Genomic DNA, 25,482 nt, shown 5'->3' with positions numbered 1-25,482 from the left:
GGACATCCATGTCTGACTCTGACCTGACGGTCGGGCTGATCGGCGCGGGCAACATCGCGCACGTTCACGTCGCGGCCTGGCAGGCGCTCGGCGCGCGGGTGCTCGTGCACTCGGCCGCCGGCGCCGAGGAACTCGTCGCTCGCTACGGATTGGAGTTCGCTCCGACGCTTGACGGGCTGCTCGCGGAGGTGGACTTCGTCGACATCGTCACGCCGTCGGCGACGCACAAGGAGATCGCACTGGCGGCGATCAAGGCCGGCCGGCACGTGATCTGCGAGAAGCCGCTCGCTCTGCGGGCCAGTGACGCGCACGAGCTCTCCGAGGCGGCCGCGGCTGCCGGCGTACGGATCTACCCGGCGCATGTGGTCCGGTACTTCCCGGAGTACGTCGCTGCGCACTCCGCCGTCAAAGAAGGGCGGATCGGAAAGGTGGCCGTCGCTCGCTTCTTCCGGCAGGCGTCGTCACCAGCCGGCGCCGGCTGGTACCGCGATGTCGCCCGCTCCGGCGGCGTCATCATGGACCTGATGGTGCACGACCTCGACCAGGCCCGCTGGCTGTGCGGCGAGGTGACCAGCGTGTACGCCGTGCAGAGCCCGCCGAACGTGGACGGGATCAGCCCGGTCAACGTGGCGGCCCATGTGACGCTGACCCACGAGGGTGGCGCTATCAGTCACCTGCGCGCGACCTGGGGCGCCACCGGGACCCCGTTCAAGACCGGCTTCTCGATCGCAGGCTCCTCCGGGGTGCTCGAGTACACCTCCGGCAAGGAGACCGGGTACGCCGAGGAGCTCCAGGGCGAGGCCGTTGGGGGAGACCTGCTGATCCCGTCTTCGACTCTGTTCGAGAGCCCGTACCTGACCCAGTTGCGTGAGCTCTCCTCTGCCCTGCGTGGTGGCGCTGTACCGCGAGTAGATGCGGCTGATGGCGCCGCGGCCGTCTACCTGGCCGAGGCTGCTCGTGAGTCGATGGCAACAGGTCGCACTGTCGACATGACTACCTTCAACCCGGCAGGAGTACCCGCATGACGGTTCTGAAGGTAGCGATCGCGTCCTTCGCGCACACCCACGCTTCGTCGTACGCCGGGTTGCTCGGCGCTCTGCCCGACGTCGAGGTGCTGTCCTCGGACCCCGATGGCGCTGCGGCCCCCGACGCCGGTCCCCGTGGCGCTGCGTTCGCCGAGAAGGTTGGCATTCCCTACGTCGACTCCTACGACGAGCTGTTTGCCTGGGGCCCCGATGCGGTCGTGGTGACCTCGGAGAACGCGCTGCACCGCGGACTGGTCGAGCGGGCGGCCGCTGCCGGGGCGCATGTGCTCTGCGAGAAGCCGCTGGCGACTGAGGTGGCGGATGGCGAGGCCATGCTGGCTGCTTGCGAGGCAGCCGGGGTGATCCTCATGACGGCGTACCCGGTGCGCTTCGCGCCGTCGTACGGGCGGCTGCGGGCTTCTGTAGAGGCTGGCCGGCTCGGCGACGTGTTTGCGGTAGCGGGGACGAACAACGGGAAGATCCCGTACGCCCAGCGGCAGTGGTTCACCGACGCCGCGCTGGCCGGCGGAGGAGCGCTGGTCGACCACACCGTGCACTGCGCCGACCTCATCGACGGCCTGACCGGTGGCTCGGAGGCTGTGCGGGTCCATGCCGTCGCCAACCACGTGCTGCACCAGGACAAGGGTGTGTCGGTGGAGACCGGCGGCCTAGTCACCATCACGTACGACAACGGGCTGCTGGCAACCATCGACTGCTCCTGGAGCGTGCCGGACAACGGACCGACCTGGGGTGGCGTGACGCTGCAGGTGACGGGTACGAACGGCTCGGTGGAGATAGCGCCGTTCCAGTCGCATGTCGGCGGTACGGACGCTTCCGGCGAGGTCTTCCTCGCAGTGGGCGGCAACCTCGACTCGATGATGCTCGGCGAGTTCCTGAGCGCAGTACGGGCATCTGGCAAAGCAGTGCCCGGTACTACGCCGGCAGTGGTCCCGCAGCCCGACGGTGCAGTCGGCCTGCGGACGCTCCGCATCGTGGATGCTGCCCGCCGATCTGTCGCCGCCGGGCAGCCCGTCGACGTCTAGCCAGGGCTCCCGGTAGTACGAGTATTTCGACTGGTCCGGTACCGTGCCCGAGGATGTGACCCGCGGGTAGTGCTGAGACTGAGGAGCTGTGATGGGTGAGTTCGTCAACCTGACCGTGGCCGACGGGGTCGGCACGATCCGGCTGGACCGGCCGAAGATGAACGCGCTCAACGTGCAGGTCCAGGACGAGATCCGCGACGCCGCGCTGGCGGCGACCGCGGACGACGCGGTGCGGGCCGTCGTGGTCTATGGCGGCGAGCGGGTTTTCGCGGCCGGCGCGGACATCAAGGAGATGGCTGACATGTCGTACGCCGACATGGTCAAGCGCTCCGGTCCGCTGCAGGCTGCGCTGAGCGCGGTCGCCGCCATCCCGAAGCCCACTGTCGCGGCGATCACCGGCTACGCGCTCGGTGGTGGCTGCGAGCTGGCCCTGTGCGCGGACTACCGGATCGCCGCGGATGACGCCAAGCTCGGCCAGCCCGAGGTCCTGCTCGGCGTCATCCCCGGCGCCGGTGGCACACAGCGGCTGTCGCGGCTGGTCGGGCCGTCCAAGGCGAAGGACATCATCTTCACCGGACGCTTCGTGGACGCGGCCGAGTCGCTGCAGATCGGGCTGGTCGACAAGGTCGTACCGGCTGCTGAGGTTTATCAGGCCGCTGTTGCTTGGGCCGGGCAGTTCTCTCGCGGTGCCGCGCTGGCATTGCGGGCCGCCAAGGAGGCGATCGACGCCGGGCTCGGGGTCGATCTGCACACCGGGCTGGAGATCGAGCGGCAGCAGTTCGCGGCATTGTTCGCCACCGAGGACCGCACGATCGGGATGAAGTCTTTTGTCGAGAACGGCCCCGGCAAGGCCGAGTTCAAGGGAATCTGATGACCACGTCTGCTTCGAAGCCCACCGCCACCGCCGAAGAGGTCGAGGCCGCGTGGAACGACAACAAGCTCGCCCAGGTGCTCTACCACGACTGGGAAGCGTCGACCTATGACGAGAAGTGGTCGATCTCGTACGACGAACGCTGCGTCGACTACGCCCGGGACCGGTTCACCGACGTGGCCGGGTCCGACGGCTGGCCGTACGGCAAGTCGCTCGAGATCGGCGCCGGCACCGGCTTCTTCACGCTGAACCTGAAGCTGGCCGGAGTACTGGCCGAGGCACACGTCACGGACCTGTCGCCGGGCATGGTCGAGGCGGCCAAGCGCAACGCGGACACGCTCGGGTTCGCGATCGAGGGCAAGGTCGCGGACGCGGAGAAGCTGCCGTACGACGACGACACCTTCGACCTGGTGATCGGGCATGCGGTGATCCACCACATCCCGGACGTCGAGCTGGCGTTCCGCGAGATGCTGCGGGTGCTCAAGCCGGGCGGCCGCTTCGTCATCTGCGGCGAGCCCACCCGGTACGGCGACTTCGTGGCGCGGCGGCTGTCGCGATTCACCTGGTGGGCCACGACCAATGTGACCAAGCTGCCGGCGCTGACCGGGTGGCGTCGGTCCCAGTCGGAGCTCGACGAGTCGTCGCGGGCGGCTGCCCTGGAGGCCGTCGTGGACCTCCACACGTTCGACCCGGACACATTGGCCCGGATGGCTGAGCGGGCTGGGGCTGTCGACGTACGGACTGTGACGGAGGAGCTGCTGGCGGCCTGGGTCGGGTGGCCGATCCGGACGTTCGAGGCGGCGGTACCGGAGGAGAAGCTCGGGTTCGGGTGGCGGATGTTCGCCTACAAGTCCTGGCTGCAACTGTCGAAGGTCGACAAGGTTCTGTCTCAGGTAGTACCCGATGAGCTCTACTACAACGTGTCCATCACCGGAGTCGCTAAGTAGCGGTGTACATACTGGACGGATGCGGTTGTTGACGGCGGCGAATCTGCGCTGGGTGGTGCGCCACCGGGCGTGGACGCCGTACTACCTGAAGCGCTACTGGCGCTTCGGCTGGTTCAAGCTGCGGCATCCGCAGGTGATCACCGAGGGATTCGTCTTCCTCGGCAAGAAGCTGGAGATCGTCGCGCGGCCCGGGCACGGGCGGCTGATCCTCGGCCAATGGGTGCATCTGGGCGACGAGACGCGGCTGCGGGCCCATGAGGGCACCCTGCGGATCGGCGACAAGGTGGTCTTCGCGCGCGACGTCACGGTCAACTGCTACCTGGACATCGAGATCGGCGCGTCGACGCTGATCGCGGACGGTACGTACATCTGCGACTTCGACCACAAGACCGAGGACCTCGACCTCCCGATCAAGGACCAGGGCCTGGTCAAGTCCCCGGTCCGGATCGGCCCCGACTGCTGGCTGGCCACCAAGGTCACCATCACCCGCGGCGCCGACATCGGCCGCGGCGTCGTGATCGGCGCCAACAGCGTTGCCCGAGGCAACATCCCGGCGTACTCCGTAGCCGTCGGCGTCCCCGCCGTGGTGGTCCGAGACCGCCGGACCCGGTACGCCGCAGACGCCCCCCGCCGCGCCTACCTCGCCGACCTAGCCAAATCCAACGCCGAAACCACAGCCCGCCTACAAGCCGGCGACCCGCCCCCGACGAAGCTGTCCGCCGCGCCCAGCAAGCCCGCGGCGACCATAAAACCGTCTTCTCCGACGCCAGAAGAAGACGCGAGGGGTAACAGCGCGGGGACAACTGGTGATAAGGCAGATGTGACCAAGGGGTTCTCAAGTTACTCACCAGTCGGGCACTATGTCCCGGAAGTCGTCGAAGAGGAGACGCAGCGTGGCTGAGCAGGCGGACCAGGGCTCCATCCTGGACCAGGCGGCCGCCGACGGCTCGATCACCGACGCGCGGCACCGGGCAGTCGATCCGGTGCCGATCGTGGTGGCGGATGTGACGGACGGTGTGGATCTGGCTACGTTGGAGACAGCGGACGGCGTGCCGTCGGCACCGATCTGGAGGGTGCGGCGCAAACTGTCGCCGCGCCCGGTACCGGGCAACCGACGCAGGAAACCGCCGGTGACGGCACCGGTGACGGACGAGGAACCGACCCCGGCTGAGGAGATGGACGACGTGGGTACTCAACCCGACAAGGCGGCCGAGACCGCCGATGCCGAGAAGGCGGTGACACCGGACGTGAAGGCTGAGGAGACTTCCGCGCCGGCGGCGTCCACCGAGGCGTCCACAAGTGGGCGCGGCACGACCGCGACCGCGACGAAGCCCGCGAAACCGAAGACGGCGGCCGAGATCGTCGCCGAGCAGAAGGCCCGCGAGAAGGCAGCGGCCGAGCCTCCCCAGGACGACACAGCGGTGACCAAGCCGGTGACCCGGCAACCTGCCGCGCCGAGCGCTGCCGCAGTACCGGGCACGACCACCCCCAAGAACGCCGGCAAGCCTGTCGCGGCTGCTGCGAAGAAGACCACGACGTCTTCCTCGAGCACCGACAAGGGCAAGGCCGCGATGTCCGCGGTGGGTTCGGGCGTCAAGCGCTTCCGGAACCTGCTGGCCTCGCTGGTCTGGCTGATCGCCGTCATCGCCGCCGCACTGCTTGCCCTGGGCGCCCTCTTCACCGCACTCGACCAGGCCAACCAGAGCAACGAGATCGTGAAGTGGGTGCTCGAGCGCGGGCACGACCTGGTGGGCCCGTTCAAGGACCTCTTCCGGCTCGAGACGGCGAAGAACACCCTGCTGGTCAACTGGGGCATCGCGGCGCTGGTCTACCTGATCATCGGCAAGATCGCCGAGCGCTTCATCCGCCCCTGACGTTTTTCCGGTACTACGTGATGCCGCGTACTACGTGATTGCGGGCTAGGTGATCCGGGGCCGGGCGACGACGATGAGGTCGAGACTGTCATCGAGCTCGCCGGCCCGGATCACGAAGTCGTCGTAGCTGGTCTCCGTCACCAACTCGACCAGGTCGGCCGGCCATTGCGCGTGATCCGAGGCGAGCTGTGCGTCGACGGCCGAGCCGTTCGTCTGCTCCCACTCGGTCAGCTTCTCGCCGTGCCAGAGGCCGAGGGTCTCGACGACCTCCAGGTCCGCTGCCACCAGCTCGACGAACTCCGGGCCGGTGAGTTCCTTGGTGTGGTACCAGTTGCCGCTCGGAAAGGTCAGCCGGTTGGGGGTGCTCAGGACGATGGTCGCGCCGGGCGCCGTGATCCGCGCGCACTCGGTGACGAACCGCGGCTGCTCCCAGAGGTGTTCGATCGTCTGCAGCGACACGAGCAGATCGAAGGCCCCGTCGGCGAAGGCTGTCTGGACGAGATTGCCCTGCACCAGATTGACTTGTGGATAAGCCTTCGCGACGTGCCGAAGCGTCGTACCTTCATAGTCGAGACCGAACACCTGCCTGGCTCCGGCCCGGTGCAGCAGGTCCGCGCCGTACCCCTCGCCGCAGCCGGCGTCGAGGACGCGGCCGGTCTCAGAAGTAAGCCAATTCGCCGTGATCCAGCGATAGGCGGCCTCGTGGCGCGCGAACCAGTAGTTCTCATGCCAGATCCCGGGGGCTGTTCTTTCACCGGTGAGCGGTAACGTCTCGGTCACCAGGTGACTGTAACTGTGATGGGACTCGCACGCGTCATATGTTTCTCGCGAGTAACATCCGTGGCAGGCTGGGAGAGACCGTTAACCAGAAGGGGTCCCACACGCTATGAAGATCGTCGTCTGCGCGAAGTTCGTGCCGGATGCCACGGCGGACCGCCGCTTCCGCTCCGAGGACAACACGGTGGATCGCGCCGGGGTCGACGGGCTGCTGTCCGAACTGGACGAGTACGCCGTCGAGACCGCGCTGACCGTGAAAGACACTGCCGGTGACGGCTCTGAAGGTTCAGTGACCATCCTCACGGTCGGGCCGGAGCAAGCCGCGGACGCCATCAAGAAGGGCCTCCAGATGGGCGCCGACGCCGGCGTCCACGTGAACGACGACGGCATCCACGGCTCCGACGCCGTGGCGACCTCGCTGATCCTGGCCAAGGCGCTGGGCAAGCTCGAGGCCGACCTGGTCGTCTTCGGGATGGCCTCCACGGACGGTTCGATGGGCGTCGTACCGGCGATGGTGTCCGAGCGGCTCGGGCTGCCCGGCGTCACGCTCGGCTCGTCGGTCACCGTCGACGGTGACAAGGTGACGATCCGCCGGGACGGTGACACCGCCAGCGACACCATCGAGGGCACGCTGCCGCTGGTGCTGTCGGTGTCGGACCAGTCCGGCGAGCCGCGGTACCCGTCGTTCAAGGGCATCATGGCCGCGAAGAAGAAGCCGGTCGAGACCTGGTCGCTGGCCGACCTGGAGATCTCGCCCGACCAGGTCGGTGCCGCGTCGGCCTGGACCGAGGTCACCGAGGTGACCGCCCGCCCGCCGCGTTCGGCCGGCACGATCGTCACCGACGAGGACGGCAGCGGCGCTGCCCAGCTCGTCGAGTTCCTGTCCACCAACAAGTTCCTCTGAGGGGCGAGCAATTCATGTCGAACGTACTCGTTCTCGTTGACCACACCGGTGGCAAGGTCCGCAAGACGACCGCGGAGCTGCTGACCATCGCGCGCCGCCTCGGTGAGCCCGTCGCCGTCTTCATCGGCGACAACGTGCAGGACGCGCTGCCCGCGCTCGGCCAGTACGGCGCGACCAAGGTGATCGCGCTGACCGACCCCGAGCTGACGCAGTACCTGGTGGCCCCCAAGGCCGAGGCGCTGCAGCAGGTCGCGGCCAAGATCGAGCCCAGCGCGATCCTGATCTCGTCGAACGCCGAGGGCAAGGAGATCGCCGCCCGGCTGGCCGTCAAGCTCGACTCCGGTCTGATCACCGACGCCGTCGATGTCCAGGAGGGCCCGGTCACCACGCAGTCGGTGTTCGCCGGCAACTACTCCGTCCAGGCCAAGGTCACCCACGGCACGCCGATCATCACGGTCAAGCCGAACGCGGCGACTCCCGAAGCGGCTGAGACCTCGCCGGAGGTGGAGGAGTTCGACGTCACGATCTCCGATGGCGCCAAGACGGCCCGCATCACGGACTCCAAGCCCCGCGAGGCGACCGGCCGCCCCGAGCTCACTGAGGCAGCCATCATCGTCTCCGGCGGCCGCGGCACCGGCGGCGACTTCAGCCCCATCGAAGCCTTCGCCGACTCCCTCGGCGCCGCAGTGGGCGCCTCCCGGGCCGCAGTCGACTCGGGTTGGTACCCGCACGCCTACCAGGTCGGCCAGACCGGCAAGACGGTCTCGCCCCAGCTGTACATCGCCGCAGGCATCTCCGGCGCCATTCAGCACCGCGCAGGCATGCAGACCTCGAAGACCATCGTCGCCGTCAACAAGGACGAGGAAGCCCCCATCTTCGAGCTGGTCGACTTCGGCGTAGTCGGCGACCTCCACAAGGTCCTCCCGGCAACCACCGAAGAAGTAACCAAGCGCAAGTCCTAACCCTCACCACCCCGGCCCGGCCAGCTCCCAGAGCAGGCCGGGCCGACTCATACCTGACGGCTTCGTTGGGTTAGGGGGTGGTGGCGGCGGGCTGGTAGGTGGGCGTTCGGCGGGCTTGGGAATGGTGTTCGTAGGCGTGGGCCAGGCGTAGGAGTACTGGTTCGGACCAAGCGGTGCCGATGAAGGTGATGCCTACGGGGAGGCCGAAGGTGAAGCCGGCTGGGACGGTGATGGCTGGGTAGCCGGCCAGGGCGGCGGGGGTGGAGCTGCCGCCTAGGTAGTTGTCGCCGTTGATGAGGTCGATCTTGCCTGGAGGGGCGCTGGTCGGCATGACGAGGGCGTCGAGGCTGTGCTGGCGTAGTACGGCGTCGATGCCTTCGGTGCGGGACAGGCGATGGTTGGTGGCCAGGGCAGCTCGGTACTCCGCCTCGGAGAAGTCCAGAGCCTGGATGGCCTCAAGTCCGTCTTGGCGTACGTAAAGCAGTTCGCGGTCGCTGTGTTCGCGGTTGAAGGCGATCAGCTCCGACAGGTTGCGCGGATGCTTGCCGGGGGTCGTGGACAGGTACCGGTTGATGGCTCGCTTGGCCTCGTGCGCCTGCACCACGATCGAGGTCTCGGTGTCCTCGAGTTGCCGCGCGGTCGGGATGTCGGCCGGGTCGACCACCGTCGCGCCGGCCTTCCGTAGCACGTCGATCGCCTGCTCGGTGATCTCGTCGGCATGACTGCTGTAGCCGAAGTACACCTCACGCGGTACGCCGATCCGCGCACCGCGCAACCCGTCGTCGTCGAGGAACCGCGTGTAGTCCAGCTGGAAATGTCCGCGACTCGCGGCGGTGGCCGGGTCCCGCTTGTCCACTCCGACCAACGCGCCCAGCATGATCGCGGCGTCGCGGACGGTACGGGCTATCGGGCCGACGCTGTCCTGGCTCGGCACTCCCTGGATCATGCCCGCGCGGCTTACCAACCCCACGGTGGGTTTCACGCCGACGACGGAGTTGGCTGCGGCTGGGTCGACGATCGAGCCGTTCGTCTCGGTACCGATGCCGGCGACGCACAGGTTCGCGGCGGCGGCAACTGCCGTACCGGAGCTGGATTCGCTCGGCGATCGGTCCAGCTTGTACGGGTTGAGTGTCTGGCCGCCGCGAGCACTCCAGCCAGGGTGATGGGTGATCGAGATGCCACCGGCCCACTCGCTCAGGTTGGTCTTGCCGAGCAGTACCGCACCAGCCGCTCGGAGCTTGGCCGCGACCGCCGAGTCCGCCGTCGGCCGGCCGCCCTCCAAGGCGAGGGAGCCGGCCGTGGTGTGCATCCGGTCCGCTGTGTCGAAGAGGTCCTTCAGCAGCACCGGTAGTCCGTGGAGGGGACCGCGTACCCCGCGAGTCCGCCGTTCGGCATCCAACCGCCGTGCCTCGCGGATCGCGTCGGGGTTGACCTCGATCACCGCCCGCAGCCCAGGCCCGCGCCGGTCGATCCTGTCGATCCGCTCCAGGTAGTACCGAGTCAGCTCCTCAGCAGAAATCCGCCCCGCCGCCATCCGCCTGGCAAGCACGGTGATGTCCGGCCCGTCCAACTGTGTCGCCGCGCTGACTGCCGAGTCCGACGGTGCCACCGCGCTGACTGCTGCCGCGTTCGTTGCGGATGTCAGCCAGGGTGCTGTTGCGGCGGCCACGCCCATCGCTAGTACTCCACGTCGCCCGGGCGTGATTCGGTCCAGTCTCATGTCCCACCTCTGCACGGTCGTCGAGATCTCCTGCCTCAAGCACACCGTCCGGCCGCGCGCCGGAACATCACCTGGCCTCCACCGTCGCGGTAGCCCCGGCGCTACGTGGCGCCGGCCAGGCGGGCGCTCGATGACGAGCGTTTCCGGGCAGGGGCAGGGGGCCGGGCCGGCCAGAGCCAGGGGCAGGAGTAGGGCCAGGGGCCAGGAGCGGGGGGCAAGGGGCAGGAGCCGGGGGAGGGCATGGAGCAAGGTGCAGGGGGAGGGCAAGGAGCAAGGTGCAGGGGGAGGGCAAGGAGCAAGGTGCAGGGGCCTGTGGCTGCGGCTGTCCGCCGTTCGCCAGCCCGCCGTCCGGGCCAGCGGTCCGCGCATCGTGGCTGGTGTGAGGTGGGTCACAGGAGTCGTGCGGGCCGGGGGCGGCCCGTGGTGGGGTCGAGGGGTGGTCGATCTCGGTGAGGGACTCGATGACGGGACTTGGTGGGTGGACTCGGTGGAGGGATTCGGGGTTGTGGGCGTGGATGGCGTGGATGGCGTGGATGGACCGGATGGCGGGCTGGGCCGGGCTGTGGAGCGGGTGGGGTTTTCGGCGGCCACCCGGGAGTGGTTTCGGGAGTTGGTGGGTGGTGAGGGGATTGGGACCGGTGAGTTCGGGGTGGGGAGGGTGAGGCTTCCGGGGGAGGAGGAGGCGGTTGGGTTGATGGAGTTTTGTGGGGTGGGGGCGCGGGATCGGGAGGAGATGTTGGCGGCTCGGCCGGATCCTGTGGTGGATGCGGATTGGTGGGCGGTTACGGCTGCGCTGGTTTGCAGTGTTGAGCGGGAGTGGGGGAAGGCGGTTCCGTCTACTGGGTTCGAGGCTTGGCCGGCGGTGCCGATGGGGTCGTCGGCGGTGGGGTTGTTTGCTGGGGCTTGGGCGTTGTTGGCTTGTGTTCCTCGGTTGGTTGAGGTGCATGCGCGGCGTGGGGTGCCGGAGGCGGTGACGGTGGCTACTGTGTCGGCGCTGGGTGGGGTGATGGAGACGCATCGGGACATCTTCGGTCGGGCGGGGGTGGGGCTGATTCCGTTGTGGAGTCCGCCGTTGCGGTTCCGGGGTACGGATTTCGAGATCGGGCGGCATGCGTTCACGCGCGCTCAGTTGGGGATCGGCGACGGCGTTTCAGGGCATGTGCTGATGATGCACGTTCCGCCGATCGGGCGGCTCGATGCGCAGGCTTCGGAGGAGTCGGTTGCCGAGGCGACCCGGCTGTTCGAGCGGTGTTATCCGGAGGAACCGGTCGCCGCGTTCGTCTGTCATTCGTGGCTTCTTGATCCGGGGCTCGCGGAGTACTTGGCGGCTGACTCCAACATCATGCGATTCCAGCGGCGCTTCGATCTGCTCCCGCTGCTGCCGATGAAGGATCCGAGCGAGGGCGATCGCGAGATGATGCGGCTCGGCCTGCATCTCTCGGTACCTGAGGATGGTCCGCTCACGGAGGACGACCTCGCTCGAGTACCGCAGGAAACCTCGCTGCAGCGTGCGTTCGTGTCCCACCTATGGTCGGGCGAACACTGGCAACTCCGCACCGGCATCCTCCGCAAGCCGAGCTAGCCGAAGCTTGGCGAGTTCCGCGGGCTGGTGCGAGTCAGGTGCCTTCGGGGAGCGGGCGGTTGGGGCGGGGTGGGTTGACCACGCGGAGTTGGAGCATGGCGGCGAAGCGGGCTTCGGGGTCGTCTAGGTCTAGTTCGCCGACTTCGGCGAGGCGGCGGAGGCGGTAGCGGAAGGTGTTGGGGTGGACGTAGACGGCTGCGGCCGCGGCGATGACGTCGCCGAAGGCGTCCAGCCAGGCTCGGAGGGTCTCGACCAGGTTGGTGTTGTGCTCGCTGTCGTACGCGACCAGGCGGGCGATCGGTCCGGTGGGCTGGTCGCCACGCGCCTCGATGAGGTCCCGCAGTTCGAGTAGGAGCGTCTCGACGTGGACGTCGGCCAGTCGGGCGACGCGTTGCGAGCCGCGGCCTGTCCGGAGTACTCGGAGAGCTCGGTCGGCGCCGGCTCGGGCGTGGGGGAGACGGGCGGTTTCCCGTACGACGGGGCCGACGCCGATCGTCGCGGTGACGCGCTCGCCGATCCGGTCGAGGAAGTCCTTGGCGATCCGTACTGCGTTCTCCTCGCCATCCGACCGATCGGCGCGGACCGGTACCAACCCGTAGGCGATGTCACCGACCAACGCGGCCGCCGATCGTGGGTGGACGGCGCCGAGGTGCATCGCGAACGCATCGGCCAGACGCTGGCGCTCGGTGGCCATACCGGCTTCACCAACGAGCGAGTCGGAGACTGGTACAGCAAGAGCCAGTACTACGACCGGCTGGTCGGCCAGGCCTAAGCGGTCGAGCGCATCGCGGGCTCCGGCGCCGCCTTCGAGCGCAGTACTGACCAAGTCGGCGCGGAGCCTGCGTTCGACGTCGGCGCCGGCCCGGATGCGAAGCATGTGGAGGGCGACGAGCTTGGCCGCGTCGCAGAAGGCCTGGGTGCGCTCCTCGCTCAGCGGGTCGCGGACGGCGGCCCAGATCGAGCCGAGGATCTCGTCGCCGGCGCGGACGGCGACAGCGACGCGGGGGAGGGTGTGCTCGCCCTTGGTGACTGCCAGGGGTGGGATGTAGACCGGCTGGTCGGTTCGGTACAGCTCACGGAAGACGCCTCGCTCGTTGAGGAGGCGGGAGTACCGCTGGGGGACTTGGCGGCCGAGGACGGTCTCGACCCGGGCGGGATCGGCCTCGTCCTGTCGGTTGGAGAAGGCGAGGACGCGGGAGCTGCGGTCCTCGATGGTGACTGGCGCGTCGAGGAGGGCGGCGGCTGCGTTGGCGAGGGCGAAGAGGTCGCCGGAGGGCATACCGCCCAGGGTTTCCGGCTCGGCAACTCCGACGTCGCCCTCGGCGAGTAGGGATCGGAGGAGTACGGCGAGTTGGTCCCAGGAGGCGCCGCGGGTCAGGCCGAGCAGGGCGACGCCGGAGTCCGTGACCGCTTTGGTGATCGCGTCGTCCGGGGCGATCGGGGCGCGGACGACGAGGCCGGCGGCTTGCTGGTGGCCGAGGTCGCGTAGTACCCGGGCGATGAGCGAGGGTTCCTGGAGGCCGACGCCGAGGACGAGCGCGTGGTGGGGGAGTACCGGCTCGTCGAGCGGGTCGTGGATGACGATGCCGCCGATCTCGGCCGGCTGGTCGGGATCGCCGTGGACGAGTTCGAGCAGGGTGGCGCCCAGGTCGTCGAGGACCCGACCGAGGCTGGCACGTGGTCGATTCGTCACGGAAGGCAGCACCTTTCCGAACTTAGAAGCTGGATACCCAGCCTAGTTCGTCCAAGCGCACAGTTTCAGGCGTCAATTTGGTCCGATCCGACAATCGCGCCCGCTGCCCGGTAGAGACCAGCTCCGAGTTTGTCCCGCTCGACAGGAGGTAGTCCGTTGCCCGGGCGAGTATCACGCTCGCGGATGCGGTGGTTGGCGGCGGTACAGGTAGTACCTCCTGTCGAGCGGGACAGATCTCGGCGTCGGTGGTGGCTAGAGGGGGAGCCATTCGGTGGAGGTGGTGACGGCGGCTAGTTGGTCGGGGAGGGGGTCTACGCCGATGCCGGGGGTGGTGGGGACGGGGAGGTGGCCGTTGTCGAGGGTGAAGGGGGTGGTGATGTCTGTTCGGTAGTACCGGCTGGAGGCGGAGGTGTCGCCGGGGAGGGTGAAGCCGGGGAGGGCTGCGAGGGCGACGTTGGCGGCTCGGCCGAGGCCGGTCTCGAGCATGCCGCCGCACCATACGGGGATGCCGTGCGCCAGGCAGACGTCGTGGATGCGGACGGATTCCAGATAGCCGCCGACCCGGCCGGGCTTGATGTTGATGATCGAGCACGCGCCCAGGGTGATGGCGGCGGCGGCCGCTCGGGCCGAGGTGATGGATTCGTCTAGGCAGACGGGGGTCTTGATCGAGCGGGCGAGTTCGGCGTGGCCGAGGATGTCTTCCTCGTCGAGGGGTTGCTCGATCAGGAGGAGGTTGAAGGGGTCGAGCTTGGCGAGGTGCCGGGCGTCGGAGACCGCGTAGGCGGTGTTGGCGTCGACCTGCAGCAGGATGTCGTCGCCGAAGCGTTCGCGGACGGCGGCTACTGGGCCGATGTCCCAGCCGGGTTGGATCTTCAGCTTGATCCGTAGGTAGCCCTCGTCGAGGTAGCCGCCGACGGCGTCCAGTAGTTCGGGGATCGAGTCCATGATGCCTACCGAGACGCCGCACGGGACGCGGTCGTGGACTGCGCCGAGTTCGCGCGCCAGGGGGCGGCCCTCGGCTCGTAGTTCGGCGTCCAGTACTGCGGTCTCCAGCGCGGCTTTCGCCATGCGGTGACCGTGGAACTTGGCCAACGCGGGGGCCACGCCGACGGCTGATAGGCGTTCCACTGCGCCTAGCGTGGGTACGAAGAAGCGTCGTAGTACGTCGATCGCGCCGTCCACATACTCCGATGAGTACAACGGCCCGCTCATTGCGACGCACTCGCCCCAGCCTTCGGCGTCGGTGGACACGACGCGGACCAGCAACGCGTCCCGGGTCGTCTCGGTCCCGAACGACGTCCGGAACGGCGACACCAACGGCAACGAGATCCGCCGCAACTCGACTCCGGTCAGCTTCATCAGATCAGCCCTTTCACAGGATGTTCGAGCACGTACCACCCAGCACGATCGAACCCGGTCACCCGAGCCCCGTCCGCCATCAACCCACCCAGCACCTCCCGCAACGCCAACCGCCACTCCTTGGCAGCTCCCGGATCGCTCCCACGCAACCCTTCAACATCCCCCGGTACGCCGACCAGCACCGTCCCCCTGGCGTCGTACGACCCGCCGACCACCGGCCGGCCGTCGTCGCCGACGCCCAGCAAAATCGTTGCCTCCCGCAACAAGCCCCCCAGGTGCCCACTCGGCGTGGAAAAGGCGGAGCCCGTGCTGGTCTGCGCGCCGGAGTTCGTGCTTGCGGCCGCCAAGGTGCTTTGGCGGTGGGCGGCGGTGATGACGGTGGGGGCGTCTAGTTGCCAGCGGACCAGTAGGCGGTCGCTGTCGTCGCCGTTGTTGATGCCGTCGGCCATTTGGCCGTAGAAGTTGGGGAGGTACTCGGTGGGGTGGGCGGCTAGTTTGGTCAGGTTGAAGTAGGCGTTGCGGCGGATCAGAGGGTCGAAGGTCCAGGAGATGGCGGTGACGCCGCGTTCCAGGGCCCACGCTCGTTGGTGGAGTTTCAGGGCGAAGCCGACGTTGCGGCCTCGAGCTGAACCCGAGACGCCGGCTACGTGGCTGTGCATCGTGACCTCGGCGGGGGCGCCGAAGAAGCCTACGCAGGCGCCGATCAGGTCATCTCCGTCGTAGGCGCCGCCGACGTAGTTGCCTGCTTTGGTCAGGGCGCGGAGGAGCTCTGTGGTCACCGGTGGGTTCTTCGGGTCCGGGCGCCAGATCGAGTCGTACAAGCGGTAGACCTGATCGAGGTCTGCCAGTTCCCACAGTTCGCGGATCTCCACACCGGCTGAGGAAGCCGCAGCCAAACTGTCCTGCGCAGCCTCAGAGGTGTTCATGGTTTGTCCAGGAGGTCGGCGAGCAGGGCCGTCAGCAGGGCGGTTCGGGGAGCGATCTCGGCTACTACGACGTGCTCGTCGTCTGCGTGGGCGCCGCCGCCGACGGCGCCTAGGCCGTCTAGGGTCGGAACGCCGACGCCTGCGGTGAAGTTGCCGTCGGAGCCGCCGCCGACGGAGATCTCCCGCAGAGGCGGTAGGCCGAGCGAAGCGGCAAGCTCCGATGCCCGTTGGTAGAGGTCCTCGGACATCTTGCGCTCCAACGGCGGACGGTTCGGGCCGCCGAGGACCTCCAGAGTCGCCTCAGGAAGTACCGGCTTTAAGGCATGCAAGGCGGCGTCCACTCGGAGCTGCTCCGCCACGGTTCGCGCCCGTACGTCGACCAGGAAGCTTCCCATCGCTGGCACTGTGTTCCGCGTCGTGCCGGAGGCGAGGAAGGTAGGCGTGACAGTGGTGCCCAGCGAAGGATCACCAAGGTTGCTGACGGCAAGGACCTGGTGCGCGGCCTCAATGCTGGCGTTCACCCCGAGTTCGGGTTCGAGCCCGGCATGCGACGCGCGCCCGACGATCCGGATCTCGTAGTTGGAGACACCCTTGCGCTCCAGCTTCAGCGCTCCTTCCGCCGACGCCTCCAGTACGAGCGCCGCGACACACCCCGATGCCTCCTCCTCGATGAGCGCACGAGACGACGGCGAACCCAACTCCTCATCGCCGGTCACCAGCACCGTCACCCCCTCCGTTGACGGCAACGCAGCAAGAGCATGGAAGGCCATCACCAAGCCGGTCTTCATGTCGAAGCACCCCGGCCCTCGCATGATCCCGTCTTCCACCAGAAACGGATGCGTAGCAAGCGACCCAGCAGGCCACACCGTGTCGTGATGTGCGAGCACCAGCACACGTGACGGCCCGTCGCCGAGCCGCCAGCGCAGATGCGTCACCCCATCGACGACCACGTACTCCGGTGCGACGCCGAGCCGCTCCGTCCCAGCCGCCGCCACCACGTCAGCACTAGCAGCGACCGCAGCAAGATCCGAGGACGGCGACTCGCATGTCACCAACGTCTCCAGATCCGCCAGCATCAACGGCAACGCAGCCTGCAACTGTTCAACCAGAGTCGTCATCAGCCCACCTTAGGTGTGGCTCGTACCCCGCAATGCAGGTACTTCTCACCGGTGGGCAACGAGTAGAAGGTCAGCGGAATCCACGTCAACGACCCCGGCTGCCGCAGTACGAACAGATCGCCACTCGAATCGACCGGCGTCATCACGAACTCGTGCGCCGGCTCCGGCATCAACTCGGCCAGCGGCCCGGTGGTCGTCATCCGCAGTACCGCCTCACCGTCGCGCACGAACACCTCCTGCAAAGAACTAGCGCGCTCATAGCGACCGACATGCCGCTCCAAATCGACAACGGGCGGCTCCGCAGGCGCGGCCAGCGGCGAAGGCATCGCGACGCCGGCCAGCTCCTCGAAGATCTCGGCGTACAGCTCCTGGTACAGGTCACGCGTGTTGCCGCCGTTGGTCAGCAGCGTCACCGCGAGCCCTTCGGAAGGCAGCACGCGCAGGAAGGCGGCCTGGCCGATCGTGTTGCCGTCATGCCCGATCAACCGGTGGCCGTCCCAATCGAACCGGATCCACCCCAGCCCCCACGAGTCGCCGAGCGAGTACTTGTCCGGCAGCTCCGCATGCTTCTCCGCCATCGCGGCCACCGACTCGGAGCTGAGCACCCGAGTGCCATCCGGTGCAAGCCCACCGGACAAGTGAAGCCGGGCAAAGCCCAACGCATCAGCAACAGTCGAGGTGACCAGTCCAGCCGGTCCCAGCGACCGCGGCAGACCCCAGACCGGCGCCACCGAAGGCTCCTCGCCACCCTCGCCCTCGTGCCCGACCGCTGCGCGATGCATCAGCGCCTCCTCGGGCAGAGTGACGGTGTGGTCCAGCTTGAGCGGCACGATGATCCGCTCGCGCAGTGCTTGGTCCCAGGTCTTGCCGGTCAGCTTCTCGATCACCCGGCCGGCCAGGGAGAAGCCGGAGTTGCAGTACGACCAAGTGGCGCCCAGCGGATGGTTCTGGCCGACCTCGGCCAGCCCGTCGACGTACTTCTCCAGGCAGTCGTCGCCTCGCCCGGTGTCGGTGAACACATCGCCGTCGATCCCGCTGGTGTGGGTGAGGAGCTGTCGCATCGTCACCTGCTTGGCGACATCGGGATCACCGAGTTGCAGCTCGGGCAGTACCTCCATGATCGGCGCGTCCAGGTCGAGCAGCCCCTCGTCGACGAGCTGCAGCGCGAGTGTCGCCGTCCAGACCTTCGTCATCGACCCGATCTGGAACAGCGAGTCGGTGGTCACCTCAACCCCGGTGTTCTTGTTCAGTACGCCGGTAGCCGCCTCCACCAACTCGTCACCCCGCAGGATGCCAAGAGCAGCACCCGGTACGCCGTGCTTCGCCGCCAAGGTACTCAGCCTGCGCTGCCAGTGCGAGGCGTCGACCCGCGCTCGCCGGGGACCGCTCGCGTCACCGGCGTACTGCTCCACCCAGTCGAGGATGCGACGGTTGAAGTCGAGCCGATGCGACGGCCGCCCCTCGACGATGAACAGGTGGCTCGCCTCGGGGTAGAGCACCAGTTGCGTCGGCACCCCTTGCTCGCGCAGTGCCGTGTACCACTGCTGCGCCTGACCGATCGGGCAGCGCACATCCGCATCGCCCTGCAGCACCAGGGTCGGTGTCTTCACCTGGTCGACCTGGCTGAAGGGGGACATGGCACTGAGGTCGCTAGCCGACTCCAGCTCGTAGACGCTCAGGAAGTGTCCGCTGTCGGAAGTACCGGCCATGCTGGTGAGGTCGCTGACCACCCCGCCGGTGACAGCTGCCGCAAAGCGGTTGTCGCGGCTCGTGAGGTAGCAGGTCATGAAGCCGCCGTAGCTGTAGCCGGCGACTGCGAGCCGCTGCGGATCAGCGATGCCCTCGGCAACCAGTACATCGAGCGGCTCGAGGAAATCCTTCGAATCTGCCGTGCCCCAGCCGCCGACCACTCCGTTGTAGAACTCCTCGCCATAGCCGTCGCTACCGCGCGGGTTCACCAGCAGGACGGTCCAACCGCGCGCAGCGAGCTCCTGGTGGTACAGGTGCACCTCATCGGCCACCGCGTTCCACGCATTGTGCGGGCCGCCGTGGATGTCGAGCAGCAGCGGCTGTGCGCCGGTCGCCGCGGGATCGCGGATCAGGTAGGCCGGCACCACAGTCCCGTCCGAGACCGTGAACTCACGCTCCACCCGCGCGAAGTGCTCCACGTCGGCGAACTTCTCCCCGTACGTCGTCCGCGGAGCCGCCTCGCCGCTCGCCAGGTCCAGCGTGACCACCTCGCCGTAGGACGTCTCGGTGACGAGCACCAGAGCCGCAACCCCACCAGCAATGCTGAGGCCGGACACGTTCTGCCCCGGCTCGCCCAGCACGCGTTGAGGCGTGCCACCTGCGACAGGTACGGAGTACAGGTGACTGCAGCCGCGGTCCCGGACGCAGAAGAACACGGCAAGGCCGTCAGAGCTCAACGCAGGAAGGGCCCCGGGGTACGCCGGACCGCCAGGCATCACGTTCCGATCGAGAGCCTCCGCCAGGTTCACCAGCTCGCCACTGTCCAGCGTGAGCCGTAGCAACCCAGCATGTCCCACCGGCCCACTCTGGTTGCCGACGATCAGCAGTCCATCGCCATCAGCCGTCCAGAGCACCGGACCGGCCAGCCCCTCGGCCAGCCCAACCTGCGCAGGCTCAGCCTTCGCATCCGTAGCGTCGAGCACATAGGCCGGTGCTGTCGGGTTGAGGTCGGCGTCGGGCGCAGTGGCGGCTCCGAAGGCAACCTTGGTGCCGTCAGGCGACCAGGCGGGGTCACCGGCGTGCCAGTCGCCCTCCGTGGCCTGCCGGACCTCCTTCGAGCCGACCTCCAGCAAATGGACGTGCTGGCGCATCGTGCGCAACCAGCCGGCGCCATCCGCCTGGTAGTCCAGCCGTTTGGTGACAACCGGCGAATGGCTGCGTGCATCGGCCTCTTCACCAGCAACCGCCGCTATGTCGACCGGTGCGCTGAAGGCGATCCGGGTGCCGTCCGGGCTCCACCGTGGGGCACCTGCTCCGAGCGGCAGCGTCGTGAGCTGCTCAGGCTCACCACCGGCGGCCGGAAGTACCCAGAGCTGTGCCGGTCCGTCCTTGGCCCGCAGGAAGGCCAGCTGCGACCCATCCGGTGACCAGACCGGTGTGCTGTCGCCAGTGCCTCGCGTGAGCTGCTGTGGCTCGCCACCTGACGCCGGTACTCGCCAGAGGCTCCGCAGAGTCTTGTCCTCCTTGAGGTCGGTGGTTCGCAGGACATAGGCGATCTGTGAGCCGTCCGGCGACAGGGCTGCCTGCTCCGGTACCGCGAACTCGGAAAGGTCATCGATGCGCAGACGTCGGGTCACGGGGAAGTCCTCCTTGAAAGCGGGGGTAGCGAGGTCGTGCCGCGGCGAGGAACGGCGGCGAGAAGTTCTCTGGTGTAGTCGTGTTGCGGGTTGCCGAGGACCTCGGCAGCCGGGCCGAACTCCACGATCCGGCCGAGGTACATCACGGCGATCAGGTCGCTCACGTAGCGGACGACCGCGAGGTTGTGCGAGATGAACAGCATCGACAGCTTCAGCTCCCGCTGCAGGGAGCGGACGAGGTTGAGCACAGTGCCTTGGATCGAGACGTCGAGGGCTGAGGTGATCTCGTCGGCGATGATCACGTCCGGCTGTCCCGCCAGCGCCCGAGCGATCGCCACCCGCTGCCGCTGCCCACCGGACAACGCCCCCGGGTAAGCACCCGCCCGATCAGCATCGAGCCCGACCAGCTCCAGCAACCGCGCGACCTCCTCCCGACGGCCGGCAGCGGACCGAAGCGCGGCCTCGGATCCGCTGGACCGGGGGATGGCCTCGGCGATGGTGTCGCCGATGGTCATGCGGGGGTCGAGGGAGGAGTACGGGTCCTGGAACACCATCTGCAGCGGCCGTCGCTGCCCAGGGCGATGGCGCAACGGCACCCCGTCCAGCAGGATCTGCCCCGACGACGGTGTGGTGAGCCCGACCGCGGCTCGCGCCAGCGTCGACTTGCCCGACCCCGACTCGCCAACCAACCCGACCACCTGGCCGGACGGCACTGTGAGATCGACTCCGTCAACCGCGGTCAGCACGTGCCGGCCCGTGCCGAACCGCACCGTCACCTGATCGAATCGCAGTTCGCTCATCGGTGCACCGCCCGGATCGACTCGCCGCCGAGATACCGAGCTTGCCAGGCGGCCGTTCCCTGCGGGTTCCAGCAAGCCACCTGATGCGCCGGCCCGTGCCTGACCAACGCCGGATCCTCGACCCCGCACTGGTCCGTCGCAAACTCACACCGAGCCGCAAACGCACATCCCGTCGGGAAGGCGGCAGGATCCACCGGCCGACCCGGTATCACCGCCAACGGCTCGTCGAGCGGCGTCTCCAGATCCGGTACTGCGGCCAGCAACGCGCGCGTATAAGGATGCCGAGCCCCGGCCGCCAAATCCGCCGAAGGCAAGTCCTCCACGATGCGCCCGGCATACATCACCAGCACCCGATCGCAGACCTGCGCGACCACCGTGATGTCGTGGCTGATCAACAGCACCGCCACGTCGTCCTCGGTCCGAATCGTCTCAAGCAACTGAAGTACTTGCTGCTGAACGGTCACGTCGAGCGCCGTCGTCGGCTCGTCGGCAACGATCAGCGCCGGCGCCCCCATCAGGCCCATCCCGATCATCGCCCGCTGCCGCATCCCACCCGAGAACTCGTGCGGGTACTGCCGCGCCCGCCGCTCGGCCTCAGGAATCCGGACCGCACGCAACCGGTCGATCGCCCGCGCCATCGCACTGCGCCGCGTCAGCCCTTGATGCTCGCGAGCACCCTCGGCGAGCTGGGTCCCGATCCGCTTCGTCGGGTTGAACGACGTCATCGGGTCCTGGAACACCATCGCGAACGACGTCCCCAACAGCCGCCGCCGCGCGGCCGCAGTACTGCGAACCGCCAGCCGCCCGAGCAACGGGGCACCCAGGAACGACAACTCGGCGGCCCGTACCTCGCCAGGCGACTCGATCAACTGCGCAACCGCCAACGCGGTCAGACTCTTGCCCGACCCGGACTCGCCGACCACCCCCACGATCTCGCCCCGGTGAATGGTGAAGCTGACCCCACGCACCGGCGTGATCGGCCCCGGAAAGCTGACGTGAAGATCTTCGACCACCAGCACGGCATCGTCGTCGACAGCCGCAGCAGGCCTGGTCTCCGGCAACGGCTCTAGCGATCCCTTCACCACCGGCGCAAAAACCTTCAGCACCGGCACTCCGAAGCACTTCGCCACAGCCTCCCCGAAGAGGTTGAACGCCAGCCCGGCGACCACAACCGCAACCCCAGGAGCCAGCGCCGCGGCCGGATGCACGTAGATGCTGTTGAGGCTCTCGCCCATCAACCGTCCCCAGTCGTAGGCCGGCGGCTGCACGCCCAACCCGAGGAACGACAACCCGGCAAAGGCAAGCAATGCCCCACCAGCGCCGATCGTCGCGTTCACCACCAGTGGCTCGGCGATGTTCGGCAGGATGTGGCGCAACAGCATCCGAACCCGTCCGACCCCGGCGATCCGCGCCGCCGCGACGAAGTCCCGCTCAGCGATCCCGGCCACCAACGTCTGCGTCAGCCGAGCAAAGGACGGCGCCCCGGCGAATCCGATCGCCAGTACTGCGCCCTTCGCGCCCACCCCGAAGATGACCGCGAAGAACAAAGCGAGCAGCAACCCTGGAAACGCGACCGCGATGTTCACCACAGCCGTCGTCAATCGCCCAGCCCGCCGTCCGAGCAGCATCGGCGCACAGCCCAGCACAAGACCGGTGACGACCGCGATCGAGGTCGCCAGCAGCGCGAGCATGATCGACGCCCGGGAGGCGACGAGCACCCGGTAGAAGATGTCGCGCCCGAGGTTGTCGGTGCCGAGCCAATGGGCTGCGGATGACCCTTCCAGCAAGTGCTCGGTGTCGATCGCACTTGCTTGCTGGGACCAGATGATGGGAGCGAAGACAGCAAGCAGGAGCACTGCGAGCAGGAGCACTCCAGCGCCGGCGCCCACCGGCGTACGCAGTACTGCGATCCAGCGCGCCCTCATCAGCTGTCCCTAATGGTGGATCGGGGGTCGAGCAGAGCGAGGATCACGTCGACCACCAGGTTGACCAGCAAGACGCCAAAGCCGTACACGAGCACTACGCCCTGTACGAGCGGGTAGTCCTTGGACAGGATCGACGACACGATCGTGCTGCCGAGTCCTGGCCAGCCGAAGACGTTCTCGACCAGCACTGTCCCGGCGACCATCCCACCCAGGAGCAGCCCGCCCAGCGTGATGGTGGCCGTCACTGCATTGGGCAGGGCATGCCGCACGTAGACAGTGGCCGCGGGCAACCGCTTTGCTCGGGCAGTACGCAGGTAGTCCGTCTGCAGCACGGCCAGCAGCTCCACCCGGCAGATGCGGGCGAGTACGGCGGCCGGGCCGATGGCCAAGGAGATCACTGGCAGCACGTACGACGACAAGCCACCGCGACCGGCGACTGGGAACCAATGGAGCTTCACTGCGAAGAGGTAGACGAGCCCGACCGCCAGCAGGAACTCGGGGATCGCTGCCAGGACTACCGATGTCGAGGTGAAGCTCAGCTCGGCTCGCGGGCGCCGGCCGGCTCGGGTGAGTACTCCCATGGCCAGGCCGAGCGGCAGGGCGATGAGCATTGCCACTGCGAACGCGGCGAAGGCGAGCTGGACGGTGGCGGGCAGGCGGTCCCGGATCACGTCGGATACCGGTAGGCCGGTGGTGATCGACGTACCGAGGTTGCCGGTGAACAGGTGCTGCAGGTAGTGCACGTACTGCAGCCACAGCGGGTCGTTGAGGCCCAGCGACTCGCGCTGGGCGTCGACGAGGCTCTGCGCGGCGGCCGGTCCGAGTGCTCCCCGGACCGGGTCGCCGGGGATCAGGTGGATCATCAGGAAGGCGGCGCTGACCAGCACCAGCACCGACCCGGCCAACCGCCCCAGCCGACGGAACGCGAACCGCACCCAGGGGTGGGTAGCGAAGCCCGCCGGCATCCCGGCCACGCCACCGCCCGACCCGTTGCCCTGGATGCCGGCTGTGGTCGTCACCGGATCACCCCAGCATCCGGATCGTCTGGGGGGCGACGCCGTCGCTCAGTTCGAAGGTGGCGCCCTTGGCGAAGATCGGCACGGTGGAGTTCACGAACGGCACGACGTTGACCTCCTTGAGCAGAGCGCGCTCGCCCGCCGCCCAGTCGGCGCAGCCGTCCGCGCCGGCGATCTTGGACGCCTTCGCGATCGCGGCGTCGTACTCGGGGTTCTTGATCGACGAGAAGTTGCCGCCGTTCGGCGGACCCGTGCCGGACATGAAGCTGACCAGTTGGCTCGGCAGGTTCACCGTCAGCGGGATCAGCCCGGCGTGCCAGGTGCCCTGACCGGCCAGGATGACCGTGCTGATCTCCGCGGTAGACACGGCCTTGAGCGAGACATCGACGCCGACCTCACCCCAGGCCTTCTGCAGCAGCTCCGCGCCGGACTGCAACGTGGCGCCGAGGCTGTTCAGGTAGTAGAAGACGAGCGAGAGCTTGGCGCCACCCTTCTCCCGGATGCCGCCTGCACCCACCTTCCAACCGGCCGCGTCGAGAGCCGCCTTGGCCGCGTCGAGGTCGTGGCCGGGAATGTTGCCGGTGACGGTGTCGTCGTTGCAAGGACCCGTACCGGGGACGACGAAACTGGTGGTCGGCTTGCCGGTACCAGCGGTGATCACCTTGCCGAGCTGGGTCAGGTCAAGGGCCTGTGTCAGCGCCTTACGGACCGCGAGGTCCGCGGTCGGCAGGCCGGCCTTCTGGTTGAACCAGAGTTCGCCGAGCGGAGTACCGGCGCTGCGGTTGAAGAGTTGCTGTGCCTCCAGCCGTTGCTTGTCCGGGCCCGCGATGGCGGCGATGTTGACCCCGCCGGAGATCAGCAGGTTCGCCGCAGTGGTCTCGTTGGCGACGACCTTGAGGACCACCTTGTCCGCCAGCCCGGGCTGGTCGGCCTTGAAGTCGCCAGGCCCCCACGCGTACTCCTTGCGGCGCGTCAGCGTGTAGTGATCGCCGGGCACGGCCTCCGCCACCTTGTACATACCGGTGCCTTCCGAGCCCTGCTTGAGTAGCTTGCGGTCCTTCATGCCCTTGTCACACACGATGTGCAGACCACCGATGTTCCGGACCAGGAAGGCGTCCGGCGCGGCAGCCGTCACGGTGACAGTGCCGGCCGCGTCATCGCCGACCGCCTTGGCGCCCGCCGGAACGAAGACGCCGATCCGGGTCGACTTGCTGGCCGGATTGCCGACGAAGTTGATGTTGGCCGCGACCGTGGTCGCCGTTAGCGGGCTGCCGTCCAGACAGGTGATGCCCTTGCGCAGCGTGTATTTCGCGGACGTGGTCGTGCCTTCCCACTTCTCCGCCAGGCCCGCCACCTGCTTGCCGTTCTGGTCGAGGTTGACCAGCGAGTCGTAGAGGAACGCGTCGACCTGCTTGGTGATCGACAGCGAGGTGAACTGCGGGTCCAGGTTGCCGGGATCGGCGCCGAGGGCCATGGTCAGCGTCTGGCCCTCGACCGGCTTGCCTGCGCCGGCGGTGGTCGGCTCGCCCGAACTGCAAGCGGACAAGGCCAATCCCACGACCAGTGTGCCGGCGATGATTGCAGATCTCATGATGCCTCCGAACGGGAAGGGCG

Annotated in this window: 20 protein-coding genes; 9 read left to right on the top strand and 11 right to left on the bottom strand. The window is 68.0% G+C overall.

Features of this window, described 5'->3' with window-relative positions:
- Positions 1–8 precede the first annotated feature (8 nt).
- From OHA70_RS38625 to OHA70_RS38600, 6 genes are all read left to right on the top strand, one after another.
- Positions 9–1,025 carry a Gfo/Idh/MocA family protein gene (locus OHA70_RS38625; protein WP_328326650.1) on the top strand — a complete coding sequence of 339 codons (1,017 nt, stop codon included), beginning with the start codon at positions 9–11 and terminating at the stop codon, positions 1,023–1,025.
- Positions 1,022–2,068: a Gfo/Idh/MocA family protein gene (locus OHA70_RS38620; RefSeq protein ID WP_328326648.1), complete on the top strand. Its 1,047-nt coding sequence runs from the start codon at positions 1,022–1,024 to the stop codon at positions 2,066–2,068. The genes OHA70_RS38625 and OHA70_RS38620 overlap by 4 nt, the downstream gene beginning before the upstream one ends.
- 91 nt (positions 2,069–2,159) lie before the next feature.
- Positions 2,160–2,939 carry an enoyl-CoA hydratase/isomerase family protein gene (locus tag OHA70_RS38615; RefSeq protein ID WP_328326646.1) on the top strand — a complete coding sequence of 260 codons (780 nt, stop codon included), beginning with the start codon at positions 2,160–2,162 and terminating at the stop codon, positions 2,937–2,939.
- Positions 2,939–3,886 carry a class I SAM-dependent methyltransferase gene (locus tag OHA70_RS38610; RefSeq protein WP_328326644.1) on the top strand — a complete coding sequence of 316 codons (948 nt, stop codon included), beginning with the start codon at positions 2,939–2,941 and terminating at the stop codon, positions 3,884–3,886. Before OHA70_RS38615 ends, OHA70_RS38610 begins: the two co-directional genes overlap by 1 nt.
- 19 nt (positions 3,887–3,905) lie before the next feature.
- Complete coding sequence (locus tag OHA70_RS38605) at positions 3,906–4,787, top strand: acyltransferase (protein WP_328326642.1); 882 nt, start codon at positions 3,906–3,908, stop codon at positions 4,785–4,787.
- Complete coding sequence (locus OHA70_RS38600) at positions 4,780–5,760, top strand: hypothetical protein (protein WP_328326640.1); 981 nt, start codon at positions 4,780–4,782, stop codon at positions 5,758–5,760. The genes OHA70_RS38605 and OHA70_RS38600 overlap by 8 nt, the downstream gene beginning before the upstream one ends.
- 45 nt (positions 5,761–5,805) lie before the next feature.
- Here OHA70_RS38600 and OHA70_RS38595 read toward each other — a convergent pair whose 3' ends face one another.
- Positions 5,806–6,540, bottom strand: coding sequence for a class I SAM-dependent methyltransferase (locus OHA70_RS38595; RefSeq protein WP_328326639.1), 735 nt, complete (start codon positions 6,538–6,540; stop codon positions 5,806–5,808).
- A gap of 106 nt (positions 6,541–6,646) precedes the next feature.
- On the opposite strand from OHA70_RS38595, the gene OHA70_RS38590 reads away from it, so the two are divergent.
- Complete coding sequence (locus tag OHA70_RS38590) at positions 6,647–7,441, top strand: electron transfer flavoprotein subunit beta/FixA family protein (RefSeq protein ID WP_328326637.1); 795 nt, start codon at positions 6,647–6,649, stop codon at positions 7,439–7,441.
- Between the two features lie 14 nt (positions 7,442–7,455).
- Positions 7,456–8,403 (top strand): electron transfer flavoprotein subunit alpha/FixB family protein, encoded by a 948-nt coding sequence (locus tag OHA70_RS38585; RefSeq protein ID WP_328326635.1) that lies wholly within the window; start codon positions 7,456–7,458, stop codon positions 8,401–8,403.
- A 70-nt stretch (positions 8,404–8,473) separates the two neighbouring features.
- On the opposite strand, the gene OHA70_RS38580 is transcribed toward OHA70_RS38585, so the two are convergent.
- Positions 8,474–10,123, bottom strand: coding sequence for an amidase (locus tag OHA70_RS38580; RefSeq protein WP_328326633.1), 1,650 nt, complete (start codon positions 10,121–10,123; stop codon positions 8,474–8,476).
- Positions 10,124–10,781: 658 nt separating this feature from the next.
- Between OHA70_RS38580 and OHA70_RS38575 the strand changes: the two genes are divergently transcribed.
- Positions 10,782–11,705: an acyltransferase domain-containing protein gene (locus OHA70_RS38575; protein ID WP_328326631.1), complete on the top strand. Its 924-nt coding sequence runs from the start codon at positions 10,782–10,784 to the stop codon at positions 11,703–11,705.
- Positions 11,706–11,739: 34 nt separating this feature from the next.
- On the opposite strand, the gene OHA70_RS38570 is transcribed toward OHA70_RS38575, so the two are convergent.
- The 9 genes from OHA70_RS38570 to OHA70_RS38530 all read right to left on the bottom strand — a co-directional run bounded on the left by OHA70_RS38570 (position 11,740) and on the right by OHA70_RS38530 (position 25,459).
- The gene (locus OHA70_RS38570) at positions 11,740–13,398 is read right to left on the bottom strand and encodes a PucR family transcriptional regulator (RefSeq protein ID WP_328326629.1); all 1,659 of its coding nucleotides are present in this window, start codon (positions 13,396–13,398) and stop codon (positions 11,740–11,742) included.
- Positions 13,399–13,650: 252 nt separating this feature from the next.
- Entirely contained in the window at positions 13,651–14,757 is a 1,107-nt protein-coding gene (gene menC, locus OHA70_RS38565; RefSeq protein ID WP_328326627.1) for an o-succinylbenzoate synthase, read from the bottom strand.
- Complete coding sequence (locus OHA70_RS38560) at positions 14,757–15,683, bottom strand: GNAT family N-acetyltransferase (protein WP_328326625.1); 927 nt, start codon at positions 15,681–15,683, stop codon at positions 14,757–14,759. Before OHA70_RS38560 ends, menC begins: the two co-directional genes overlap by 1 nt.
- On the bottom strand, positions 15,680–16,801 hold the full coding sequence (locus tag OHA70_RS38555; RefSeq protein WP_328326623.1) for a M20/M25/M40 family metallo-hydrolase: 1,122 nt from the start codon (positions 16,799–16,801) through the stop codon (positions 15,680–15,682). The genes OHA70_RS38560 and OHA70_RS38555 overlap by 4 nt, the downstream gene beginning before the upstream one ends.
- Entirely contained in the window at positions 16,801–20,127 is a 3,327-nt protein-coding gene (locus OHA70_RS38550; protein ID WP_328326621.1) for a serine hydrolase, read from the bottom strand. The genes OHA70_RS38555 and OHA70_RS38550 overlap by 1 nt, the downstream gene beginning before the upstream one ends.
- Positions 20,124–20,927: an ATP-binding cassette domain-containing protein gene (locus OHA70_RS38545; RefSeq protein WP_328326619.1), complete on the bottom strand. Its 804-nt coding sequence runs from the start codon at positions 20,925–20,927 to the stop codon at positions 20,124–20,126. Before OHA70_RS38545 ends, OHA70_RS38550 begins: the two co-directional genes overlap by 4 nt.
- Entirely contained in the window at positions 20,924–22,852 is a 1,929-nt protein-coding gene (locus OHA70_RS38540) for a dipeptide/oligopeptide/nickel ABC transporter permease/ATP-binding protein (protein ID WP_328326617.1), read from the bottom strand. The genes OHA70_RS38545 and OHA70_RS38540 overlap by 4 nt, the downstream gene beginning before the upstream one ends.
- On the bottom strand, positions 22,852–23,871 hold the full coding sequence (locus tag OHA70_RS38535) for an ABC transporter permease (RefSeq protein ID WP_328326615.1): 1,020 nt from the start codon (positions 23,869–23,871) through the stop codon (positions 22,852–22,854). Before OHA70_RS38535 ends, OHA70_RS38540 begins: the two co-directional genes overlap by 1 nt.
- A 4-nt stretch (positions 23,872–23,875) precedes the next feature.
- Positions 23,876–25,459, bottom strand: a complete 1,584-nt coding sequence (locus tag OHA70_RS38530) for an ABC transporter substrate-binding protein (RefSeq protein ID WP_328326613.1) — start codon at positions 25,457–25,459, stop codon at positions 23,876–23,878.
- Positions 25,460–25,482 lie beyond the last annotated feature (23 nt).

Origin of the sequence: Kribbella sp. NBC_00382 (genome assembly GCF_036067295.1) — a bacterium.
Taxonomy (GTDB): Bacteria; Actinomycetota; Actinomycetes; order Propionibacteriales; family Kribbellaceae; genus Kribbella.
This window is presented reverse-complemented; position numbering and strand designations above follow the sequence as displayed.

Bases quoted from the DNA above. Each gene is read 5' to 3' on its own strand.
- OHA70_RS38625 (WP_328326650.1), top strand. From the start codon at position 9: ATGTCTGACTCTGACCTGACGGTCGGGCTGATCGGCGCGGGCAACATC.
- OHA70_RS38620 (WP_328326648.1), top strand. From the start codon at position 1,022: ATGACGGTTCTGAAGGTAGCGATCGCGTCCTTCGCGCACACCCACGCT.
- OHA70_RS38615 (WP_328326646.1), top strand. From the start codon at position 2,160: ATGGGTGAGTTCGTCAACCTGACCGTGGCCGACGGGGTCGGCACGATC.
- OHA70_RS38610 (WP_328326644.1), top strand. From the start codon at position 2,939: ATGACCACGTCTGCTTCGAAGCCCACCGCCACCGCCGAAGAGGTCGAG.
- OHA70_RS38605 (WP_328326642.1), top strand. From the start codon at position 3,906: ATGCGGTTGTTGACGGCGGCGAATCTGCGCTGGGTGGTGCGCCACCGG.
- OHA70_RS38590 (WP_328326637.1), top strand. From the start codon at position 6,647: ATGAAGATCGTCGTCTGCGCGAAGTTCGTGCCGGATGCCACGGCGGAC.
- OHA70_RS38585 (WP_328326635.1), top strand. From the start codon at position 7,456: ATGTCGAACGTACTCGTTCTCGTTGACCACACCGGTGGCAAGGTCCGC.
- OHA70_RS38580 (WP_328326633.1), bottom strand. From the start codon at position 10,123: ATGAGACTGGACCGAATCACGCCCGGGCGACGTGGAGTACTAGCGATG.
- menC (WP_328326627.1), bottom strand. From the start codon at position 14,757: ATGAAGCTGACCGGAGTCGAGTTGCGGCGGATCTCGTTGCCGTTGGTG.
- OHA70_RS38560 (WP_328326625.1), bottom strand. From the start codon at position 15,683: ATGAACACCTCTGAGGCTGCGCAGGACAGTTTGGCTGCGGCTTCCTCA.
- OHA70_RS38555 (WP_328326623.1), bottom strand. From the start codon at position 16,801: ATGACGACTCTGGTTGAACAGTTGCAGGCTGCGTTGCCGTTGATGCTG.
- OHA70_RS38545 (WP_328326619.1), bottom strand. From the start codon at position 20,927: ATGAGCGAACTGCGATTCGATCAGGTGACGGTGCGGTTCGGCACGGGC.
- OHA70_RS38540 (WP_328326617.1), bottom strand. From the start codon at position 22,852: ATGAGGGCGCGCTGGATCGCAGTACTGCGTACGCCGGTGGGCGCCGGC.
- OHA70_RS38530 (WP_328326613.1), bottom strand. From the start codon at position 25,459: ATGAGATCTGCAATCATCGCCGGCACACTGGTCGTGGGATTGGCCTTG.